The sequence below is a fragment of the Hoylesella buccalis ATCC 35310 genome, from assembly GCF_000177075.1.
GTDB lineage: Bacteria > Bacteroidota > Bacteroidia > Bacteroidales > Bacteroidaceae > Prevotella > Prevotella buccalis.
In genome coordinates this window covers 68,705-88,363 of the sequence record NZ_ADEG01000016.1, presented here as the reverse complement: position 1 = coordinate 88,363, position 19,659 = coordinate 68,705, and the positions used below count along the sequence as shown (strand labels likewise).

General features: G+C 39.5%; 18 protein-coding genes. 11 read left to right on the top strand and 7 right to left on the bottom strand.

Annotated features, from left to right (window positions below; all coding sequences use genetic code 11):
- From HMPREF0650_RS13220 to HMPREF0650_RS13685, 4 genes are all read left to right on the top strand, one after another.
- On the top strand, positions 1–392 hold a 392-nt coding region (locus HMPREF0650_RS13220), incomplete at its 5' end, for a hypothetical protein (protein ID WP_040562057.1).
- Positions 367–2,496 carry an RHS repeat-associated core domain-containing protein gene (locus HMPREF0650_RS01620; protein WP_004347773.1) on the top strand — a complete coding sequence of 710 codons (2,130 nt, stop codon included), beginning with the start codon at positions 367–369 and terminating at the stop codon, positions 2,494–2,496. The genes HMPREF0650_RS13220 and HMPREF0650_RS01620, both read left to right, overlap by 26 nt.
- Before the next feature lie 74 nt (positions 2,497–2,570).
- Complete coding sequence (locus tag HMPREF0650_RS01615) at positions 2,571–3,206, top strand: hypothetical protein (protein ID WP_227960911.1); 636 nt, start codon at positions 2,571–2,573, stop codon at positions 3,204–3,206.
- Positions 3,207–3,308: 102 nt separating this feature from the next.
- Positions 3,309–3,494 carry an IS1/IS1595 family N-terminal zinc-binding domain-containing protein gene (locus HMPREF0650_RS13685; RefSeq protein ID WP_081454833.1) on the top strand — a complete coding sequence of 62 codons (186 nt, stop codon included), beginning with the start codon at positions 3,309–3,311 and terminating at the stop codon, positions 3,492–3,494.
- A gap of 75 nt (positions 3,495–3,569) precedes the next feature.
- On the opposite strand, the gene HMPREF0650_RS01610 is transcribed toward HMPREF0650_RS13685, so the two are convergent.
- Both HMPREF0650_RS01610 and HMPREF0650_RS01605 read right to left on the bottom strand, forming a co-directional pair.
- Positions 3,570–3,989 carry a plasmid mobilization protein gene (locus HMPREF0650_RS01610; protein WP_004347770.1) on the bottom strand — a complete coding sequence of 140 codons (420 nt, stop codon included), beginning with the start codon at positions 3,987–3,989 and terminating at the stop codon, positions 3,570–3,572.
- A 345-nt stretch (positions 3,990–4,334) separates the two neighbouring features.
- Entirely contained in the window at positions 4,335–4,646 is a 312-nt protein-coding gene (locus HMPREF0650_RS01605; protein ID WP_040562066.1) for a helix-turn-helix domain-containing protein, read from the bottom strand.
- 184 nt (positions 4,647–4,830) lie between these two features.
- Between HMPREF0650_RS01605 and ileS the strand changes: the two genes are divergently transcribed.
- The 5 genes from ileS to HMPREF0650_RS01580 all read left to right on the top strand — a co-directional run bounded on the left by ileS (position 4,831) and on the right by HMPREF0650_RS01580 (position 12,309).
- The gene (gene ileS / locus HMPREF0650_RS01600; RefSeq protein ID WP_004347768.1) at positions 4,831–8,502 is read left to right on the top strand and encodes an isoleucine--tRNA ligase; all 3,672 of its coding nucleotides are present in this window, start codon (positions 4,831–4,833) and stop codon (positions 8,500–8,502) included.
- 71 nt (positions 8,503–8,573) lie between these two features.
- The gene (locus tag HMPREF0650_RS01595; protein ID WP_004347767.1) at positions 8,574–8,954 is read left to right on the top strand and encodes a TraR/DksA family transcriptional regulator; all 381 of its coding nucleotides are present in this window, start codon (positions 8,574–8,576) and stop codon (positions 8,952–8,954) included.
- 37 nt (positions 8,955–8,991) lie between these two features.
- A complete protein-coding gene (locus HMPREF0650_RS01590; RefSeq protein ID WP_040562064.1) occupies positions 8,992–9,645 on the top strand; it encodes a lipoprotein signal peptidase in 654 nt (217 codons plus the stop codon).
- On the top strand, positions 9,626–10,576 hold the full coding sequence (locus HMPREF0650_RS01585) for a DUF4296 domain-containing protein (protein ID WP_004347765.1): 951 nt from the start codon (positions 9,626–9,628) through the stop codon (positions 10,574–10,576). The genes HMPREF0650_RS01590 and HMPREF0650_RS01585 overlap by 20 nt, the downstream gene beginning before the upstream one ends.
- Before the next feature lie 101 nt (positions 10,577–10,677).
- Positions 10,678–12,309, top strand: coding sequence for a dipeptidase (locus HMPREF0650_RS01580; protein ID WP_040562055.1), 1,632 nt, complete (start codon positions 10,678–10,680; stop codon positions 12,307–12,309).
- An 885-nt stretch (positions 12,310–13,194) separates the two neighbouring features.
- On the opposite strand, the gene HMPREF0650_RS01575 is transcribed toward HMPREF0650_RS01580, so the two are convergent.
- The 5 genes from HMPREF0650_RS01575 to HMPREF0650_RS12970 all read right to left on the bottom strand — a co-directional run bounded on the left by HMPREF0650_RS01575 (position 13,195) and on the right by HMPREF0650_RS12970 (position 18,716).
- Positions 13,195–14,283, bottom strand: a complete 1,089-nt coding sequence (locus HMPREF0650_RS01575; protein WP_004347763.1) for a hypothetical protein — start codon at positions 14,281–14,283, stop codon at positions 13,195–13,197.
- An 80-nt stretch (positions 14,284–14,363) separates the two neighbouring features.
- Entirely contained in the window at positions 14,364–14,828 is a 465-nt protein-coding gene (locus tag HMPREF0650_RS01570; RefSeq protein ID WP_004347762.1) for a hypothetical protein, read from the bottom strand.
- Between the two features lie 11 nt (positions 14,829–14,839).
- Positions 14,840–16,498, bottom strand: coding sequence for a major capsid protein (locus HMPREF0650_RS01565; protein WP_004347761.1), 1,659 nt, complete (start codon positions 16,496–16,498; stop codon positions 14,840–14,842).
- Positions 16,499–16,501: 3 nt separating this feature from the next.
- Positions 16,502–18,250: a rolling circle replication-associated protein gene (locus HMPREF0650_RS01560; protein WP_004347759.1), complete on the bottom strand. Its 1,749-nt coding sequence runs from the start codon at positions 18,248–18,250 to the stop codon at positions 16,502–16,504.
- Between the two features lie 193 nt (positions 18,251–18,443).
- Positions 18,444–18,716, bottom strand: a complete 273-nt coding sequence (locus tag HMPREF0650_RS12970) for a hypothetical protein (RefSeq protein ID WP_155813544.1) — start codon at positions 18,714–18,716, stop codon at positions 18,444–18,446.
- 305 nt (positions 18,717–19,021) lie between these two features.
- Between HMPREF0650_RS12970 and rplU the strand changes: the two genes are divergently transcribed.
- The gene (gene rplU / locus HMPREF0650_RS01555; RefSeq protein WP_004347757.1) at positions 19,022–19,339 is read left to right on the top strand and encodes a 50S ribosomal protein L21; all 318 of its coding nucleotides are present in this window, start codon (positions 19,022–19,024) and stop codon (positions 19,337–19,339) included.
- 20 nt (positions 19,340–19,359) lie between these two features.
- The gene (rpmA, locus tag HMPREF0650_RS01550; RefSeq protein WP_040562051.1) at positions 19,360–19,650 is read left to right on the top strand and encodes a 50S ribosomal protein L27; all 291 of its coding nucleotides are present in this window, start codon (positions 19,360–19,362) and stop codon (positions 19,648–19,650) included.
- Positions 19,651–19,659 lie beyond the last annotated feature (9 nt).

Here is a 19,659-nt window from a genome sequence, read left to right as displayed (position 1 = left end):
ATTTATGCAATCCTGAAATACGTTTTTTTTCTGGAGGAGGAATAGAACCAGGACTGGATGGCATATACAATAATATGGAAGATTTGGAGATTTATGACAAGACTGGAAGAAATATTACAGATCTGTTTAAAGGATGGTGTATGAATAATAGTGGTATTATAACTGATGGAGTTGATACTTTCGAAGTATTTTCTTCTCCCTTTATTTCTTCTTTTATAGAATCGATTAATTCACATGATTATCAAACTAGAGGAACTAAGGTGGAGAGTTATAGGATTTTTTATGTAAATGTTAATTCTTCAAATAAGTTTGTTGCAAAAAAAATACAATTCAAAAACAGAATAGAAAATGTTGTGGAAGACACTAATGTTATATACAAAGTTAGATGGTGATGTTCCTGATTGGGAGTTAATTTTTTATGTCGGCATTGTATCCAATTGGAATTGTCAAAAGCGGAAAAGTGCAATAATAAAGAACGCCAAGGCAGGCACCATCATGGACAATGCCTACAGCTATGATGCCGTGAGCAACGTGCTGGGCATTCAGAACAACGCCCCGCTCCCGCAGAGCGGCAAGGCAGGCGGACAGATAAGCCACAGCTACACTTATGACCCACTGTATCGTTTGTCAAGCGCAACAGGTACTTACAAGGGTGCGGACAATAAGACGGCATCTTACACCCTTGCCATGGGCTATGACAACATGCACCGCATCACGAGCAAGAAGCAGCACCTCACGCAAAGTAACGTGCAGTTCAACGGTACCCTCAATGCAGGCTATGACCTCACCTATACATATAATAATGATGAGGGCAAGAAATTCCAACTGGCCAGTGTCCGTGACATCAACTACCGCACGGAAGAAACCCCGACGGACAGCACGAACATCAACAACGGACACAAGTACACCTATGATGCCAACGGAAACCTTGTCTACATCAACACCAGCCGTGTAAAGCATGATGGCAAGGAAGATGAAAAGGCAACCGAGCAGAAGTACAAGTGGGACGAAGAAAACCGACTCCTTGCAGCCGACGAGAATGGTTTTGTGAGCAACTACTGGTATGATGCCGATGGTGAGCGCACGGTGAAGACTAGTGGTGAGAATGAAGCTATCTTTGTCAATTCCGAGTTCTCGGGTGGCAACACCGGTACGGCACGCTTCAGTCTCTATGTCAGCCCATACCTCGTTGCTGGGCAAGGTGGCAAATATACCAAGCACATCTATGTGGGTAGCCAGCGTATCGTATCTAAACTCGGCGACCTCGCAAGCTACGGTGCGGACCCGAGACGCATCCCGTATGCAGGAAATGAGGCAGATGGCTTGACTATCAATTACAAGGATAAGTACAATCAGCAGTTACAATCCATTAAAGACAATTACAAAACGTTTGACTTACCTTATTCTGGAAAGGACAATGACGACTATGTCAATGGCAAAGGCTTTAGTAGTGATGACGACACGCCGGAGACTTCACAGGCAAGGGCGATGGTCAAGACGAGGGCTGGCGAAGCTGGCACTAACGAGCGGCTGCAGTTCTACTATCACCCCGATCACTTGGGCAGCAGTAGTTACATCACCAACTTAGACGGAGAAGTGTCACAGCACATTGAGTATGTGCCGTTTGGCGAAGTATTCATAGAAGAGCGCAACAACACTTGGAACACGCCTTACCTCTTCAACGCCAAGGAATTAGATGAAGAAACCGGGCTATACTATTACGGAGCCAGGTACATGGACCCAAAAATCTCCATGTGGTTAGGGGTAGATCCATTAATGGAGAAATATCCAAGTGTTACTGGGTATTGCTATACGATGGATAACCCAATAAGATTTATTGATCCTGATGGGAGAGATGGCATGGTTACAGGAAATGGGACAGAAACAGACCCATATATTATTACTGCAAAGTATTTCTATAAAAAAGGTACATTAGATGAAAGTCAAAAACAAGGTTTAAATGATGCGATTAATGCATACAATAACTTAGGAGGCGGTAGCGGAATTAAAGTCAAAGAGCAGAATAGAACCTTTTATGCTAAATACAATCTAAGTGCCGAAGAAGTAAAAGATGTGAACGAAGCAAGGCTTAATACATGCTTTGAGACAACCTCCGGGGAGCCACGATATTATGGAAATATCGTTGGAACTGAAGTTTATAATGGAAATGAATATGGTTCTGCCAATAATTTTAGAATAGACTTCAATGTAGAAAACATTAAAAAAGGTATTGAAGAGGGTATTGACTCAAGAGATATTAATACAAGTACAGCAATTCATGAAATTGGACATAATTTGGGTGCAGAACATTCTGATAAGACATCTGTCATGAAGCTATTGGATACAATAGAAAGAACTTCTATAGAAGGAAAGACTTTGAAAACGTACGATTTTCCTAAAGTAGATAAAAACTCTATAAAGGTACTCTTTAATAAGCGGGACACTCCTAAAGCAGATACGAGCAATGGTAGGCTTTGGACAAAGAAAGTGAATTAATAAAAAATACTTATCAATGGAGTATAGCATATATTGCTCCATTGATAAGTTAAAGTTTTGATTTCCTCTATTAGATGATAAAGACAATTATATTATTGGTAATAGTTTTCTATACATTTCCATGCTGGAAGATAAATGCTCAAAGCAGAGATACCTCAAATATCTTTGCAGGATATTACATAGCTGTTTACAATAAGAGCGATTTATCACATAAAAAGATAAGAAGACATCATAAACATTCTTATAACACAGCTGTTGATAGCAGATACAGAACTTATTTTATTCCGATAAAAATTGGAAAAAATAATATTAATCAAAAAAATATATGGAAAGAGGTAACGGACAATAAAAAAGAAAGCGATACAATCTTTATTTTTCCGGACTCTACGGATATAAAGCTATTCAAACAAATTGGGCTGATCGATAGCAATATCTCTGATAAAAAACATCTCTTGCTTCAAGAGATAAAATCCTTACCCTATTATAATACCGCATCAAACAAAGCATATCTATTCAAATGTCTTTATGTCAAAGGAACCTTTTTGCAACTAAGGATAGACACTATAGACAAGAATTGGCAAGATTATTTGTTAGATATATATTCTATTTCAACAAAGAAAAAGAAAAAACTACTTCTTGTTACAGGCATAGATAGTTTGCATTCTATAAAAAGCGATGGAACAGGTAATGCTCCAGATTGGGAGTTGTGAAAATTGGGTCTTGATTATCAGGACTATCTGATAAGTTAAAAATGCGAAGGCAGGAATTAGCGCTTTGCCTTCGCATTATTTTCGCAATTATAGCATAAGCAAATGAAGCAACAGGATAGTTTTGGAACTTTATGCTCCAGATTGGGAGTTGAGTTTCAATGTCCGCATTGCCACTCAAACAATATTATCAGAAGTGGTAAAAGTAGTACAGGTAAACAACGCTACCGATGTAAGAATTGCCAGAACAGTTTTATTACCGTCTACAACATACAAAGCCTATCTTCCTAACATTGATAACTGACCAAAGATGGATTGGACAATCACAGCACGATGCTAACGTTGGGTGTTATGATTTATCAGCATTCATTCTTGTTTACTCTCAAGGGATTTTGTCAGTTGTACTGCTTGTTGTTGAAGTCTAATAAGAAGTTGGGAATAGGTTTCGAGTTTGCTGAGCAGTTGTTGAGCAGTGGCGACAGAATGATAAGTATTGAGGGCTTTCACGGCTTCGTTGTATAGCACGCCTATCTTATGAGTCATGGCAACGATTTCGGAGAGTTTCTCCAAGTAAGGTTCTTTTGCAGGGTCTTGGGTGATGACCTTAAAGGCTTCACCTAAAAGTCTTGCTCGGACAAAATCACTTTTCGTTTTTGCTCCCGACTTGCGGTAGAGTCTGATAAGCTTCTGCTGGTCTTCAGAATTAGGTATCCTGATGTGCCATCTGTCCCATCTTGGGCAGGTGGCACATCTGCCGTCTGGCTTCTTTTGTTTCTGCTTTTTCATTGCTTTCTAATCACGACTTGGGAGTGATTTAATCCCCCTTTGGGGCAAGGGTCTTTGTGGTACAAATGGCAATTTGTGGTACAAAGACACACCTTGCCAGTATAAAGAAAGAGATAGTTTGTTATGTTCCATAAAGTAACCTTTCTGGGGTGCTTTTGATAGACGAGAGTTCAAAGTTCAAGAAGTAAGTCAAGAGATAAGTTTAGACTAATTTCTTGACTTACTGACTTTATGAGCTGACATATTTTTGACTAAAGTTAATTTTGACTTAGGTCGAAACTAATTTCTTGACCAAAGTCATAACTGACCATTTGACTTAAGTCGCGACTGAGTTCTTAACTTAACTCATAACTTACCTGTTTGCGGTATTGGATTATAATGCCTTTCAAGCATAGCTTGTATGTCGATCTGCCTGTAGAGTATCTTTCCTCCGATTTTGAAATAGGCAATCGTGCCATTGTCCCGATAGTCCTGAAGTGTGCGAGGACTCAACCGTAAAAGTTTGCACACCTCCTCGCCTGTCAGGTAAACCTCTCCACCCAACATCGGACGGGCAGTAGCGCAATACCGCTCCAATTTCTTCAATATTCCTTCCATCAGTTGTGAAAACAACTGCATCTGAGGGTCTTGCTGTGTAATGATTTCGTTCTCTGCCATAGTTCGTTCTGTGTTTGATTTCATTCATTGTTTGCATTCAGTAACTCTGCGATGTCGCTCTCCTTGTAATAGCACTTAACAAAAACATTGCAGCGAATTCAAAATATTCTATAATTTTGTGCATCATAAGATTTTTTGTTACCTTTGCGCTTTAAATAATAACATACTCTAACAGAATATACTTATGGCTAAAAAATTTGCCGAACATCAAGGGCTAGACTTGACCCATACAAACAAGGAAATCTTAGCAAAGTGGGAGGAACTGGATATATTCCACAAGTCTATCGATGAGCGTGAAGGTTGTGAACAGTTCATCTTCTTTGAAGGTCCTCCATCGGCAAACGGTCATCCCGGTATTCACCATGTATTGGCTCGCGCCATCAAGGACACGTTCAACCGGTACAAAACCATGCAAGGGTTTCAAGTGCTGCGCAAGGCTGGATGGGACACACATGGATTGCCCGTGGAGCTGGGTGTTGAAAAAGAACTGGGTATCAATAAGAAAGATATCGACAATAAGGATTCTGAACATTATATCTCGGTAGAAGACTATAACCGTAAATGTCGTGAAAACGTCATGAAGTTCACTGAAGAGTGGCGGACACTGACCGAAGAAATGGGTTATTTCGTAGATCTTGACCATCCTTACATAACCTACGACAACAAATACATTGAAACGCTGTGGTGGCTTTTGAAGCAACTTTACAACAACGGATTGATGTACAAGGGCTACACCATTCAGCCATATTCGCCTGCTGCGGGTACAGGTTTGAGTTCGCATGAGTTGAATCAACCCGGCTGTTATCGTGACGTAAAAGACACCACCGTTACGGCAATGTTCAAGACGGATAACGATACGCTGGCTAAGCTCGATGCCGAGTTGGCAGCAAGCACCTGGGGAGCAACTTATTTGGTGGCATGGACCACCACGCCATGGACGCTTCCGTCAAATACGGCACTCTGCGTAGGGCCGAAATTTGACTATGTTTCGGTACGCACTTACAATCCTTACACGGCAGAGAAAATCAACATCATCATAGCTGCCGATCGCTTGAATGCCTACTTACCGGCGAAAGGACAGGTGGCTCCAGGTGAAGAAATGCCCCCATATAATAAAGGTGAGAAGCTAGTTCCTTATCAAGTGCTTCGACATTATAAAGGAAGTGACCTGGAAGGCTTGCGTTACGAGCAACTGATGCCATGGGTGAAACCCGCTGAGAAAGTGGACGCCAATGCGGCTCCGTTTGTTCAGCAATACGCAAAGGCGCATCCCGAGAACGTGTTCCTGGGCGAAAATGGCAAAGACCAGTTTGTAGAGATGGCGAGTGAGGCTTTCAGAGTAATTCTTGGCGACTACGTTACTACAGACGATGGTACAGGCATTGTGCATATTGCACCAACCTTCGGTGCTGATGATGCCAAGGTGGCAAAGGATGCACGGATACCAGGTTTGTATTTAATCAACAAAAAAGGCGAAACCCGCCCCATGGTTGACCTGCAAGGAAAGTATTATCTTGTAGAAGAACTTGATGCAAACTTCGTGGAAAAATGTGTGGCCGTAGAAGCGTATGCACATCATGCCGGCGACTATGTGAAGAACTCGTATGATCCTAAGTTCAATCCCAATGGGGTGTGGGATGTGGAAGCTTCTGAAAAAGCTGAAGACCTGAACGTCATCATGGTCATGGAGATGAAGATGGAAGGGACGGCATTCAAAATAGAGAAACATGTACACAGCTATCCACACTGCTGGAGAACAGACAAGCCCATCTTGTACTATCCGCTGGATAGCTGGTTCATCAAGGACACGGCCAAGAAAGAACGGATGGTAGAACTGAACAACACCATCAACTGGCAACCAGCGTCTACGGGTTCTGGTCGCTTTGGCAATTGGCTTGAAAATTTGAATGATTGGAACCTAAGTCGCAGTCGTTTCTGGGGAACACCCTTACCAATATGGCGCGATGAGAATAAAGGCGAGAAATGCATTGGTAGTTTGGCCGAATTATACGATGAGCTGGAAAAGAGCGTGGCTGCCGGTTACATGAAGTCGAACCCATTGAAGGATCAAGGATTTATACCCGGTGACTATTCGCAAGCCAATTATGACAAGATAGACTTGCACCGCCCATACGTCGACAATATCGTGCTGGTAAACGAACAGGGAGACCCCATGTATCGTGAAAGCGACTTGATTGATGTTTGGTTTGACAGTGGTTCGATGCCCTATGCGCAACAGCATTATCCATTTGAAGGCGACATGGCCGAGGGCAAGACCATGCGAGATGCGCAGGATAGGGTGGTGACCGGAGAAGATGCCCGTAAGGCAATGGTTGAAAGCACCTATCATGGCACGCCTATTCCGCCCGCATTCTTCCCAGCCGACTTTATCAATGAAGGCGTGGATCAGACGCGTGGCTGGTTCTTTACGCTGCACGCCATTGCAACGATGGTCTTCGATTCAGTGGCGTTCAAAAATGTTATCTCTACAGGATTGGTTCTCGATGCCAAGGGCAACAAAATGAGTAAGCACCTGGGCAATGTCAAGAATCCATTCGACATGATTGAGAAGTATGGAGCCGATGCCGTGCGCTTTTACATGATGACCAACTCGGCCCCATGGGATAACTTGAAGTTTGATGAAGAAGGAGTTGACGAGGTGCGTCGCAAATTCTTCGGCACCTTATATAATACTTATTCATTCTTCGCCTTGTATGCCAACGTGGATGGTTTTGATCCAACTACGACACATTCAAACAGGGGCCAAGCACCCGAGATTGACCTGTGGATTATCTCGAAACTCAATTCCTTGATTAAAAACGTGGAGACCGCGTTAAACGGGTATGATCCTACTCGTGCAGGCAGAATGATTGATAGTTTTGTCAATGACGACCTCAGTAACTGGTATGTTCGTCTCAACAGAAAACGTTTCTGGGGGAAAGAAATGAGTGCCGACAAGCGTTCGGCATACCATACCCTGTATACCTGTTTAATGACCGTCAGCAAGTTGCTGGCTCCGTTCGCTCCGTTCTACGCCGATCGGTTATATCTTGATTTGGGAGGCAAAGCGGAGAGTGTGCACTTGGAACGTTTTCCTGTTGCCGATGAACAACTGGTCAACGAAGACCTGGAGGCACGCATGGACTTGGCACAGAAAGTCACTAGCATGGTGTTAGCGTTGCGTCGCAAAGTGAACATTAAGGTACGTCAACCATTGATGCAGATTATGATTCCTGCCATCGATGAAGAACAAAAACGCCGAATCAATGCGATGGCAGATTTGATTAAGCGAGAGGTCAACGTAAAGGAATTGAACTTCATGGAAGGTGAAGGTTTGCTGGTAAAGAAAGTGAAGTGTAACTTCAGAACCATGGGCAAGAAGTTTGGAAAACTCATGAAGGGGGTTGCTAACTTTATGAACAGCGTCACACAAGAACAAATCGCATCTCTGGAGCATGATGGAAGCATCAGCTTTGCTGTTGATGGCCAGGAAGTAACGGTTGAAAGAGATGATGTTGAAATCGTCAACGAGGATATTCCAGGCTGGTTGGTGTCCAACGAGGGCAATCTGACCGTGGCCTTGGAGGTTGAATTGACGGATGACCTGAAGAAAGAAGGCATGGCACGAGAGCTCATCAATCGTATTCAAAATCTACGCAAGGAAAGTGATTTTGAGATTACCGACCGAATTAACGTGACAGTTTCTCCCAATGAACAAACTGACGAAGCCATACAGGCATTTAGCGATTACATCAAAAGTCAGGTGTTGGCAGATAACGTTGTCATTGAACCGAATGATGGGGTAGAGGTTGACTTTGACGATTTCAAACTTCATATTTTAGTAAAAAAAGTATAGTTTCATAACAACAAGTACGGTAAGGAGCGCAGGTTTGTAAGTTTCTGGCTGTACGTTTGAATTCATTTTATATGGAAGAGAAGAAAAGGTATAGCGATGAAGAACTGGAAGAGTTTCGCGCTATCATACATGAAAAATTGAGTTTGGCCCGCAGAGATTATACAAGCATGATGAAACAAATCATGAATTCTGACGGTAATGACATTGATGATACGTCTCCTACGTATAAGGCTCTTGAAGAGGGTAGTGCCACACAAACCAAGGAAGAGCTGGTACAGATGGCGAACCGCCAGCAGAAGTTCATCCAAGGTTTGGAAGCTGCATTGGTGCGAATTAACAACAAAACGTACGGCGTTGATAGGATGACAGGAGAATTGATTCCGAAAGAAAGATTGAAAGCTGTGCCGCATGCCACTTTGAGCGTGGCATCAAAGAAAGCACGAAACCATTAATGCAGGCTGGCATTCTATGTATCGTAACCAGAAGTTGATGAAGAGATATATAACAGACGGAAAATTAGCGATTATCATAGTTGTGGCCATTTTGGTGATTGATCAGATTATCAAGATTTTGGTCAAGACCAACATGGCCTTGGATGACTCTATTCACATAGCTGATTGGTTCTACATCAGGTTCATCGAGAACAATGGAATGGCATACGGTATGACCTTTTTCAACAAGCTGACGTTGAGCCTTTTCAGAATAGTAGCCATCTCGGTGATTGCCTACTATATGTACAAATTGGTGAAACGTCCGCAACCAAGAGGTTACATCATCTGTCTAGCTATGATTCTTGCTGGTGCGATGGGGAATATCATCGATTCTATGTTTTATGGCTTGATATTTTCTCCATCCACACCTTATGATGTCGCTGAGCTTGTGCCTTTCGGTTCTGGCTATGCATCATTCCTACATGGTAGGGTGGTGGACATGTTTTATTTCCCCATCATAGAAACGACATGGCCACAATGGGTGCCGCAATTTGGTGGGAAAGAGTTTATCTTCTTCTCACCCATATTCAATTTTGCAGATGCATGCATCAGCGTTGGCGTAGTTCTTTTGCTGCTTTTCTACCGGAAAGAGTTAGAACTCATTGGAACTACCATGAAGGGAGAGGACCAAAATGAGGAATCACATGAGTGATCAATCGTCTAAATATTATTTGCTCTTTGCTTTCTTCTTGCTGGCAATGGTTTCGTGCACTCCCTCTGTGCCTGACCGTTACATCCAGCCAGACAAAATGGAAGACATCTTGTACGATTACCACATTGCCGATGCCATGTATCAATCGAACAGCGGAGAGCCAACAACCATGATTGCCTACAAAACCGCTGTACTGAAAAAGAATGGTGTGTCAGAAGCTGAGTTTGACAGTTCGATGGTTTACTACACAAGGCACACAAGATTGCTACAGAAAATATATGAATCTCTCTCAACAAGGCTGAGCAAGGAAGCACTGGCACTGGGAGCATCTGCAAGTGAAATTAATCAATATAGCTTGAATTCGGCGAATGGAGATACAACCAATGTGTGGACGGGGGAACGATCGATTGTATTTTCTCCTTACAGACCTTTTAATCTGAGCTCCTTCACGTTGAAGACTGATACAACCTATAAGGCTGGTGACAATTTATGGCTGAACTTTGATACACAGTTTATTTATCAAGATGGCTCACGAGAAGCTATAGCGATGTTGGCCGTTAAGTTCAATAATGACAGCGTCTATTCACAACACGTATATGTATCAACACCAAATCATTATACGCTTCAAATATCAGATAACAATCACGTCGGCATTAAGGAAATCAAGGGATATTTCATACTTAATAAAGGCAATTCGGCAGATGCGTATAGCACAACCTTTAAGCTGATGATTATCTCAAACATCAGTTTGATTAGAATCCATGCGCCGAAACCGAAGCGCACAGGAGAAGCTCCTTCTGACTCTATATCTTCTGAAGCGAGACACAAAGGCGGAAATGATTCTCTGAAATCAGCGGTTCAAACATCGGCATCATCACAAAGAATGCAAAATGTCAATGAAAAAGTACCAGCATCAGCTGCAATAAAATAGGCTTTTTTATAAACACTATTATACCTTATATGATTATGATGAGATTTATTTTTTCCAAGAGTGAGCATAACGTTAATTCGCTATGTACCAAAGTAATTTTCATGACGGTTTGTGCACTTGTCCTCAACCTACAGAGCGCTTTGGCCTGCACGAACTTCATTGTCGGAAAGAAGGCCTCTGCAGATGGCTCAGTTATCTGTTCTTACAATGCAGATGATTATGGGCTGTTTATTGGATTGTGCCATTTCCCCGCAGGTAAACATCAACCTGGCACGATGCGTGATATTTACGACTGGGATAATAACGAGTATCATGGCCAAATTCCAGAAGCAGCTGAAACCTATAACGTCATTGGCAACATCAATGAATATCAAGTAACAATTGGAGAAACAACTTATGGCGGAAGGGAAGAAATGGTTGATTCAACAGGCATAATCGACTATGGTTCACTGATATACATCGCGTTACAACGATCAAGAACAGCGCGTGAAGCAATCAAGGTGATGACCACTTTGACCAATCAATATGGATATAACAGTGAAGGTGAAACTTTTACTATTTGTGATCCCAATGAAGCATGGATCATGGAAATGATGGGGAAGGGGCCTGGTAGTAAAGGCACCGTATGGGTGGCCATGCGTATTCCTGATGACGCTATATGTGGACATGCAAACCAAAGCCGCATTTCGAAGTTCAACATGAAGGACAAGAAGAACGTCATGTATGCGAAAGACGTTGTTAAATTTGCAAGGGAGAAAGGTTGGTATTCAGGTAAAGATGCAGACTTTTCGTGGAAGGATGTTTATGCGAAACCTGATTTTTCTGGCAGAAGATTCTGTGATGCTCGCGTATGGAGTTTCTTCAATCATTTCCAAGATATGACTCGCTATTTGCCATGGGCAATGGGAAAAGATCCAAATGCAGAAGACATGCCTCTGTGGATTTTTCCGAAGAAGAAAGTGAGCGTACAAGATATCCAAACTTGCATGCGCGATCATTATGAAGGTACGCCGCTGGCCTTGGACAGTGTTGATATTGGAGGTGGAATTTGGCAGATGCCATACCGGCCTACACCGCTGATGTATAAAGTTGGTGACAAGCAGTATTTCAATGAACGGCCTACATCTACTCAGCAATCTGCATTCTCCTATGTCAGTCAGATGAGGGCCTGGTTGCCACGTGAAATCGGTGGACTTCTTTGGTTTGGCAATGATGATGGGAACATGGTTGCATATACTCCTATATATTGCGGAAATACAACGCAACCAGAGTGTTACAACACACCAGGTGCAGATGCTGTTACATTCTCAGATAAAAATGCGTTTTGGGTTTGCAATTGGGTCAGCAACATGATTTATCCGCGTTATTATCAGATGTTTGGAGACCTTAAAACAGTCCGTGATTCCTTGGAATCATCGTATTTTAACAATCAACAAGAAATAGAAGCTGAAGCTCAAAGACGATATAGTTCCAACAAAGTTGATGCAATTAATTATCTTAATGATTATTCAAACAAAAAGGCGCAAGAGATGCTTGGACGATGGAAACAACTTGCAGTTCATCTGATTGTTAAATACAACGATATGACAATAAAGCCAGAAAGAAACGGTCGATTCTTAAAAACAAAGACAGGTCTCGGAGCTAAAGTCAAACGTCCCGGCTTTCCCAAATCATTTGCAAAGGAACTTGTCACTCGTACAGGAACAAAATATTTGGCGACGGAAGAAAACTAACACTTTCAATATAAGGTTATTTTACATGCAAATTTATATATAACCGTTAGTAAGATAAATTAAAGTACTATATTTAACTAATATTAACGCAAATATACAAAATGAAAGATTTTGTCGATATTATGTGCTGTCAGTTTTCCAATAATAAACAAGGGCGGAGGAGAATGGCGGTGGCATTCTCATTTCCATGAAAACAATAAAAAGTTATTATGAGGTCGTTCCATTGCATTTCACTCGTGCGCATGATGCTGCGTAAACTCCGCATCTCGGGCGCACGTTTCGCCGTCAGCGGGAGTGGTGCTATCGCTATGGGGACTACCGTCCCCTATGCCCCTTGTATGCTCGTAAACTCGCTTAAAGACGAATTATTAAACATTAACCTAATTAACAATAATTATATTGACGTTAAATAAATATAAATATATGTAAATAATAATATTAACAAGAATTAAAGATAATATAGTATTTTGAGAATAACAATAGATAAATATAGGGATATTTAAAGAATTAAGTTAAATAATAATAAATATAAATAGTTAATTTAATAAAGTTTAATAAGTTATTGAGGTATGGTTAATTAAACATAAATAATATAGAAGTTATATAAGTTAAATTATATTAAGTTATTTAATAGTTAATAACTATTTGTAAAAAGATATAAATATGGTTAGAAGATGATAAAACAAAAATTACGCTATCTTCACAGACAACGTAATTAAACTTATTGAATTATTAAGTATGAAAAAGAATTTATCTATATTTGCAACATAAAACAAAATGGTATGAACAAAATAATAAAAGTGATATTGATAATTATTATGAGTATTATAGCATTCTATCTAATATTAGAACTAATAGTGACAGCATATATAACATACATGTATATTAAGGCTTAGGCTTAGCTGCCATACCTTTTCTTTTTGGTATAAGCTGAATAAACTTACTACCAAATTGGCCAAGTTTATTCCATTCATAATACTTATAATCTTTTGCTTTAATACCAGTCGAAAATATTTCACCTGTACGCTTAACTCGTTCAGTTTGTACTTGCTCGCCAATAAACTCAGCAGCAGCTTTCTTTTGAATAATTTCAGACTCGATTCTACCGATAGTAGCATAAACTTCTTTTACCTGAGCAGGTGCAAGATTATCAAGATTAAATTGTTCTAGTTTCTTTTTTACCTTGGTCAAATCTGATTCTTCTTCGACACGTCTTATTTCAGCTTTAATTTTATCTAATAATTTCTCATTAGATTTTAAAAGAGAACGGTCAGACACTTCTTTCAACATCAGTTGACGGCCAGATTCGTCAGTAATAGGTTGGTCGTTTTCGTCAAATGCAAGAGATTTAGAAATATTTTCTGTCATAATTGCCAAATTTGCCTCAACGGTATCTTTAATCATGAGTTGACGTGCATCTTCTAGCTGGGTATGAGTTAACTGAGCTTCCGCTGTAGGCAAGTCATAACCTGCATACTTTTGACTATCTTTGTACTTTTGTCTGCCAAGCATATATTCTGCTCGAGCAGAATCGGCAGCAATATTTCTTGTATTTTGTTTAGTTAACAAGATATCTGCAATACCTTTAACAGAATCAATTGCAGAGTTTGCAAACTCGCTGAAAGGGTCGGGTAGGTCAACAGGTGAAGTTGGTGCAACATTTTGCGCAAGTGGAGTACTTTGATTTACATTTGAAGACATAGCGCCGTTTTGGTACAGGTATGGGTTATAACCTGCGTCTTCTACACGTTGACGGACGTTACTTTCGTTGTTCCAATCTTCGTTGCGTTGGTTCATTTCACGTTGAAATGCCATCGCACGTTCATTAACTTCGTTTTGGTGCTGTTTTTGAGCTTCAAACATAGCCCACTGATTTTTAATAGCACGTTTCTGACGTCTTGATGCACCGAAAGCACCAAGTAAGCCGTTGAAAGCACCGGCAGCAGGTTCTAAAAAAGGAATAATAGGTGACATAGAATTGGGATTTATTAAAGTAGGGGGTACCCGAAATGACGGGTCCCCATACATATAAGGTGAAAGGAAATTTGACATAATTAATCAGTAGATTCAGAAGTTTCAGTACCTGAAGCAGAAGAATCTTCTTGCTTACTTTCATCTTCAAGACTTGTGTAAATCTCATTTTCGAAGAAATCACGTACTTTATCAATGTCCGTAAGTGTAGAATTGTATCTGCTTGGTAACATATCCATGAGTTCTTTATCACTTAGATTGTTACGCTTGCTTGCAGGCATCTTTTGCATAAAAGACAAGATACGCTCTTTCTCCATAGGATTAACATTTGGAGAAATAAGTTTGTCTACCATATTATCGGGGTTACCTGTAACAGGATCCACAGGGAAAAGAACATCAGCAAGTTTGTTAATATCCTCACACAGACTTGGGTTCTTAGGTTTTACATATACCTGGAAAGCAGCAGCTTTTTGTTCATTGGACAAATGTGGCATGTACACGTCAATATCTGTAAAAATAGACTGAGAAGAATTATTTACTTTTTCCATATCAAAAATTATTAAATACGAGGTTCACCATTTTCAGACATATCACTTACTTTTTGAACATTGAATTGGCATCCACCAAAAACACAATCTGTAATCTGTGTTCCATTGTAATTAACAGCAAAAATTGAATCTAACCATTTAGGGTTAATCTTTAAAGATGCAATATCAAAAGTTTCCAATGTTTCACCAGCACGTCCACGACCAACGGTCCAATAACTGAGTGGCTGACCATTTGCAAATTGACCATGGTTAATATCTAAAGAAGTCTTATACTCACTATAACGAGGTTGCCAACCTTTAAACTTTTCAGTTTGGGTACGTATATCCGAGATATAACGTGTCTGTAAAGGCTGCATACCTAAATCTTCAAATTCAGGCATAAAGAAATCACCTCGAGAAAGTTTAGTTACAAATGGGTCTATACGAGTTGCATCATATTGCATATCTGGAACTAAGGAATAAATACACATAAGAATACCATGCTCATGCGCATCAAATTCAATATGACCAGAACCACTACCTTGCGCTTTACCTGTAACACGGCCAAGGTAACCACCATGTTTAATACTTACACCTTGCTCAGGTGATGCTGTGGTACCACTCATTTGGGTAACATCACCAACTTGTATATTAGAATCAAAACCACCAATATAGTTAACTCTACCATCACGACCTTCACTTACTTCAAAGCCAAAATGCGCTTTAATTTGTTCTGCGTACGTTTTACCTGCACGCTGTGTTATACGCATCAATTTGTCAAGAGCAAATGCATTGCGAATAGATTGTACGGTAAGTAAATCTGAATCTAATTGAAAATTAACAGCATTAGAATCTGAATCTATGGATACCGAATCAGCATTGCCTGGAGTATTGTAAAAGCTATTAAGAGACGGGTTATCTAAATCAAACAAAGGTGTAGGACGCAAGTTAGTAAAATAATCTAATTGCGCATTACGATAACGAAGAGTACCGAAACGTTTAAACGCATTAATAGCGGAAATAGAATCGGTAATATTATCTAAACTGAAAGAAGAAACATCAACTGCTTCATAAGTAGTATTGCGATAAAAGTCGGAATAAATCTTTTGATAAGCAGCTAAACGGAAAATAGAAAGCTTTTCTGTGTCATCCAATAACTTACTAAATGCATCTATACGGGAAGAGCCATCAGCATTTACGTAAACGCCATAGCCCAACAAATCAAGTAAACGTAAGAAATTAAATCTACTTTTAAAACCAAAAATATCGGGCTGGTTTGATTGTTGATTAAGGAAACCACCTGGAGCATTAAAGAGTTCGTACAACTCTTTACGTTTGAAAGAGGGGATAACTAAAGGAGATTTAGATTTATACAAATCAGATTGAAGTACGGAGCGATAGTCGTTCATACCTGTAATAAATTGGTCAAACGGGTGCCAAAGTTGCGAATAAGGAACAAAGAAGAATTCATACACACTTCGCATAGACATGAACGCAGCGGAATTCATCGGCAAACAGCGCATAAAGTCTGTAGCTTGGATGCTGACATGGTCATGAGGAATCAAATCCAATGTCATTACAGGTAATAACATTCCAGCATGTGCAGTAAACAAATGTTTTTGCGACAGGTCAAAAGCATTGCGAGGACGATTCGCACGGCTTGCTTTAATTAAAGGAATTTTTTTTGACATAACTTAATAAATTAAACGTTGGTTATTAATAAAAGAGTTGTTAAACTTTTTTTGCTTGGTTGATTTTAAAAGACGTTGTTCTTGTTGATTGACAAAAGTCTTATAATACAGACTTTGTTCAAAAGTTTTATTTAAAGGTTTCATCAACAAATTATGCTTGCTTACATAACGTTGAACATAACTGATTACATTATTATTAGATTCTGGAAACTTATAAGATTTTACTTTACATTTAGCTGTCTGAATATCTTCGTACATAGTAGGATAGCAGTGGAGGAGGGCAGAGCGCATTCCAACAGACTTAATTAAATCGTCTTGTAACTCATAGAAGTTCTTTAAAGTATACATCTTGCGAAGTAACAAATACTTATCAAAAAGACACAGATAACTGACAATAGCATCTTCGTGCTTATAGTACTTTGAGAAATTAAGAACTTTGGTTTGCTTAAATGCATTTTTGCTGGCATACCAATTTTGGCCTGTATCCATATCAAGTCTATTATACTCTTCACTATGGTACTTACGAAGAAAACTACGATATTTAAGATAAGGATAACTATGTAAATAATGGTAGATAACACGCAAGCTATCAGGCGAAGTAAATCCACCAAATACTTGCAAAGCATGTAGGTTATTTTCTTTAACGATAAGGTCATAAATTTCATATGTTAAATGGTTTTTCCATTCTTCAAGGTATTTTGAATAGAACGAATATAATTGTTGTTTAACATCATTAGTAAGAGTGCTGTAGCACACACATTTTCGGAATATGGAAGACAAAGTAGTTTCGGGAAGTGGAACAATAACATCGTTGAATTGTCCTGTTTTATCATCAAAGACTTGTTTAGTAGTTGTATAAGTTCCTCGATTGATGTTTTCGAGTATTTCTTGCTTATCCACTTTATACGAGCCGATAACAGGATTTTTGCTTTGAACATGGAACGGCTTTGTCTCACGGAGTTGAAGTACTTGAGGTAGGTTATCATTGCCAGCAACATAGGACGCAACATAATAGGCTGTGTTAGGGTCGCAGAGCTTGATGTAATCGGAGGTAAGAGAAGGACGCGCAAACGGCCGAAACTTAAAACGGTTGCGTTCGCCTTGCTGTCTTTCATATTTACCCCAGGACATAACGATGAGACTTTTAATTTTATCCAATATTTTTTTGCTATCGAAGAATAAAATACCGTGGTAATGCGGACGGTAGGTTGTTGGTCCATATTCCGAAGAAATATAATATCTGATTTTGCTTTCATCTTTTGTAATATTTGGAATTTTAGAAATGCGCCAACGAAGACGCTTTAAGAAGTTCTGAATATCTTTTTTACAAACAACACCAAAATGGTAAATATCCTCATAATTTTCAATAGGAGGAATAAAAGTACTTTCATCAAACTGATAAAGGTTTTCATAATTATTATATTTGTTTATTGGACATGAATTAGAAAGCATATCGGAAGATGAATCGTCTACAAGACGGCCAATAGGACGATATTGTATAACTTCGTTTGAATCTTGAAAGACTTCATACTTGGGTAAATGCTCATTATCATAGGTTAAAGTGAAGAAAACACTATATTTATGTTGCTCAATTTCTGCTCGAGCACGATTTGATAGGGTAGTTGCTTTTTGATTTAAACAGGCAGTACACTTGTCGCATGAACAATACATCCAACCATGCAAAGAGGGGTTGTATACTTTGCGAGGGTTTAAGCAATTTCCAACTATCTTTAAATGTGAGGGTTCAATCATACTTTATCGCACATATCGTCAGGTTGTCGTAAATCAACTATTGTAAGGTCATCGCTGCCAAAATAGCACTGCAAGCCTGCAACATGGCCAGAGCCATCAAAGTAAAGTGCAGCATAACCACAGGAGCCACAGCGAGTGAAATTTTGATATTTTGGGGTTGAATTGATTGCACAAGGATCCATGTCAAACATAATTAACGCTTAGGGGTAGAAATAAATTTGACAAAAGGATTATAGTTAAATAAAGGATAGTAGCTATCATCAACGGGACAATAAGCTAAAACCGTAGCATATTCATCACGAGCAACATTACAAGCTATAGTTAAAGCATTATTAACAAAATGTTCAATCTTCATACTTTTAGCCAAAATTGCTTTGCGTGAAACAGGGACACAACAACGGATGAAAGTTTCATCTCTTAAGATGGCGACATAATAACTTTGAGCGACAGGATGCAAATTTCTCATAATTTGTTATATTTGTAAATGTTATTAAATTGCTGCAATATTACAAAGAATTTTCAAGATAACCGTTATTATGGTAAATACAAAAGATTCACTAGATAATTCACAGACAACTGAGCAAAAAGTTATGGTGAATCTAGCTTATTCTTGTGTTAATCTCTCTTAAAATTAGTGTTTAGTTCTCCCATTTCATCAGATTACAACGAAAAATGAGTACCTTTGCAGTTGATTTAGTCCGTTAAGGCCAGAATAAGTACTGATAAGTATCAGTCGCCTTGCGGAAGAAAACCGTTTTTTAATAAATAATAATGTACGCAATCGTAGAAATTAACGGTCAGCAGTTTAAAGTTGAACAAGGAAAAAAGCTTTTTGTTCACCACATCAAAGATGTTGAGAGTGGAAAAACTGTTGAGTTTGACAAGGTACTCCTGGTAGACAATGAAGGAGCTATCACTGTCGGCACACCTACTGTAGAAGGTGCAAAAGTAGTAGTAGAAGTTGTGAACCCTCTTGTGAAAGGTGACAAAGTCATCGTTTTCAAGATGAAGCGTCGCAAAGACTATCGTAAGAAGAATGGTCATCGCGAGCAGTTCACAGAAGTAGAAGTTAAACAAGTAATCGCTTAAATTTTAGGAGGAATTCAACAATGGCACATAAGAAAGGTGTAGGTAGTTCTAAGAACGGCCGTGATTCAGAATCGAAAAGATTAGGCGTAAAGATTTGGGGTGGTCAAAGTGTTATCGCAGGCAACATCATAGTTCGTCAACGTGGCTCTAAACATAACCCAGGTCAGAATGTAGGAATGGGCAAAGACGATACACTATATGCTTTAAGTGATGGTATCGTTTACTTCCAAAAAGGTCGTAAAGACAAGAGTACCGTTTCTGTTCTTTCAGAAGAAGCTTACGCAGAAATAATGAAAAAAGCAGAAGCTTAACAATTTTCA

Coding starts and splice junctions, on each gene's coding strand:
- HMPREF0650_RS01560 (WP_004347759.1), bottom strand. CDS start 18,250: ATGATTGAACCCTCACATTTAAAGATAGTTGGAAATTGCTTAAACCCT.
- HMPREF0650_RS01565 (WP_004347761.1), bottom strand. CDS start 16,498: ATGTCAAAAAAAATTCCTTTAATTAAAGCAAGCCGTGCGAATCGTCCT.
- HMPREF0650_RS01605 (WP_040562066.1), bottom strand. CDS start 4,646: ATGGCAGAGAACGAAATCATTACACAGCAAGACCCTCAGATGCAGTTG.
- HMPREF0650_RS01575 (WP_004347763.1), bottom strand. CDS start 14,283: ATGTCACCTATTATTCCTTTTTTAGAACCTGCTGCCGGTGCTTTCAAC.
- HMPREF0650_RS01585 (WP_004347765.1), top strand. CDS start 9,626: ATGAGGAATCACATGAGTGATCAATCGTCTAAATATTATTTGCTCTTT.
- HMPREF0650_RS01595 (WP_004347767.1), top strand. CDS start 8,574: ATGGAAGAGAAGAAAAGGTATAGCGATGAAGAACTGGAAGAGTTTCGC.
- HMPREF0650_RS01580 (WP_040562055.1), top strand. CDS start 10,678: ATGACGGTTTGTGCACTTGTCCTCAACCTACAGAGCGCTTTGGCCTGC.
- HMPREF0650_RS01615 (WP_227960911.1), top strand. CDS start 2,571: ATGATAAAGACAATTATATTATTGGTAATAGTTTTCTATACATTTCCA.
- HMPREF0650_RS01620 (WP_004347773.1), top strand. CDS start 367: ATGTTATATACAAAGTTAGATGGTGATGTTCCTGATTGGGAGTTAATT.
- ileS (WP_004347768.1), top strand. CDS start 4,831: ATGGCTAAAAAATTTGCCGAACATCAAGGGCTAGACTTGACCCATACA.
- HMPREF0650_RS01570 (WP_004347762.1), bottom strand. CDS start 14,828: ATGGAAAAAGTAAATAATTCTTCTCAGTCTATTTTTACAGATATTGAC.
- rpmA (WP_040562051.1), top strand. CDS start 19,360: ATGGCACATAAGAAAGGTGTAGGTAGTTCTAAGAACGGCCGTGATTCA.
- rplU (WP_004347757.1), top strand. CDS start 19,022: ATGTACGCAATCGTAGAAATTAACGGTCAGCAGTTTAAAGTTGAACAA.
- HMPREF0650_RS01610 (WP_004347770.1), bottom strand. CDS start 3,989: ATGAAAAAGCAGAAACAAAAGAAGCCAGACGGCAGATGTGCCACCTGC.
- HMPREF0650_RS13685 (WP_081454833.1), top strand. CDS start 3,309: ATGAAGCAACAGGATAGTTTTGGAACTTTATGCTCCAGATTGGGAGTT.
- HMPREF0650_RS12970 (WP_155813544.1), bottom strand. CDS start 18,716: ATGAGAAATTTGCATCCTGTCGCTCAAAGTTATTATGTCGCCATCTTA.
- HMPREF0650_RS01590 (WP_040562064.1), top strand. CDS start 8,992: ATGAAGAGATATATAACAGACGGAAAATTAGCGATTATCATAGTTGTG.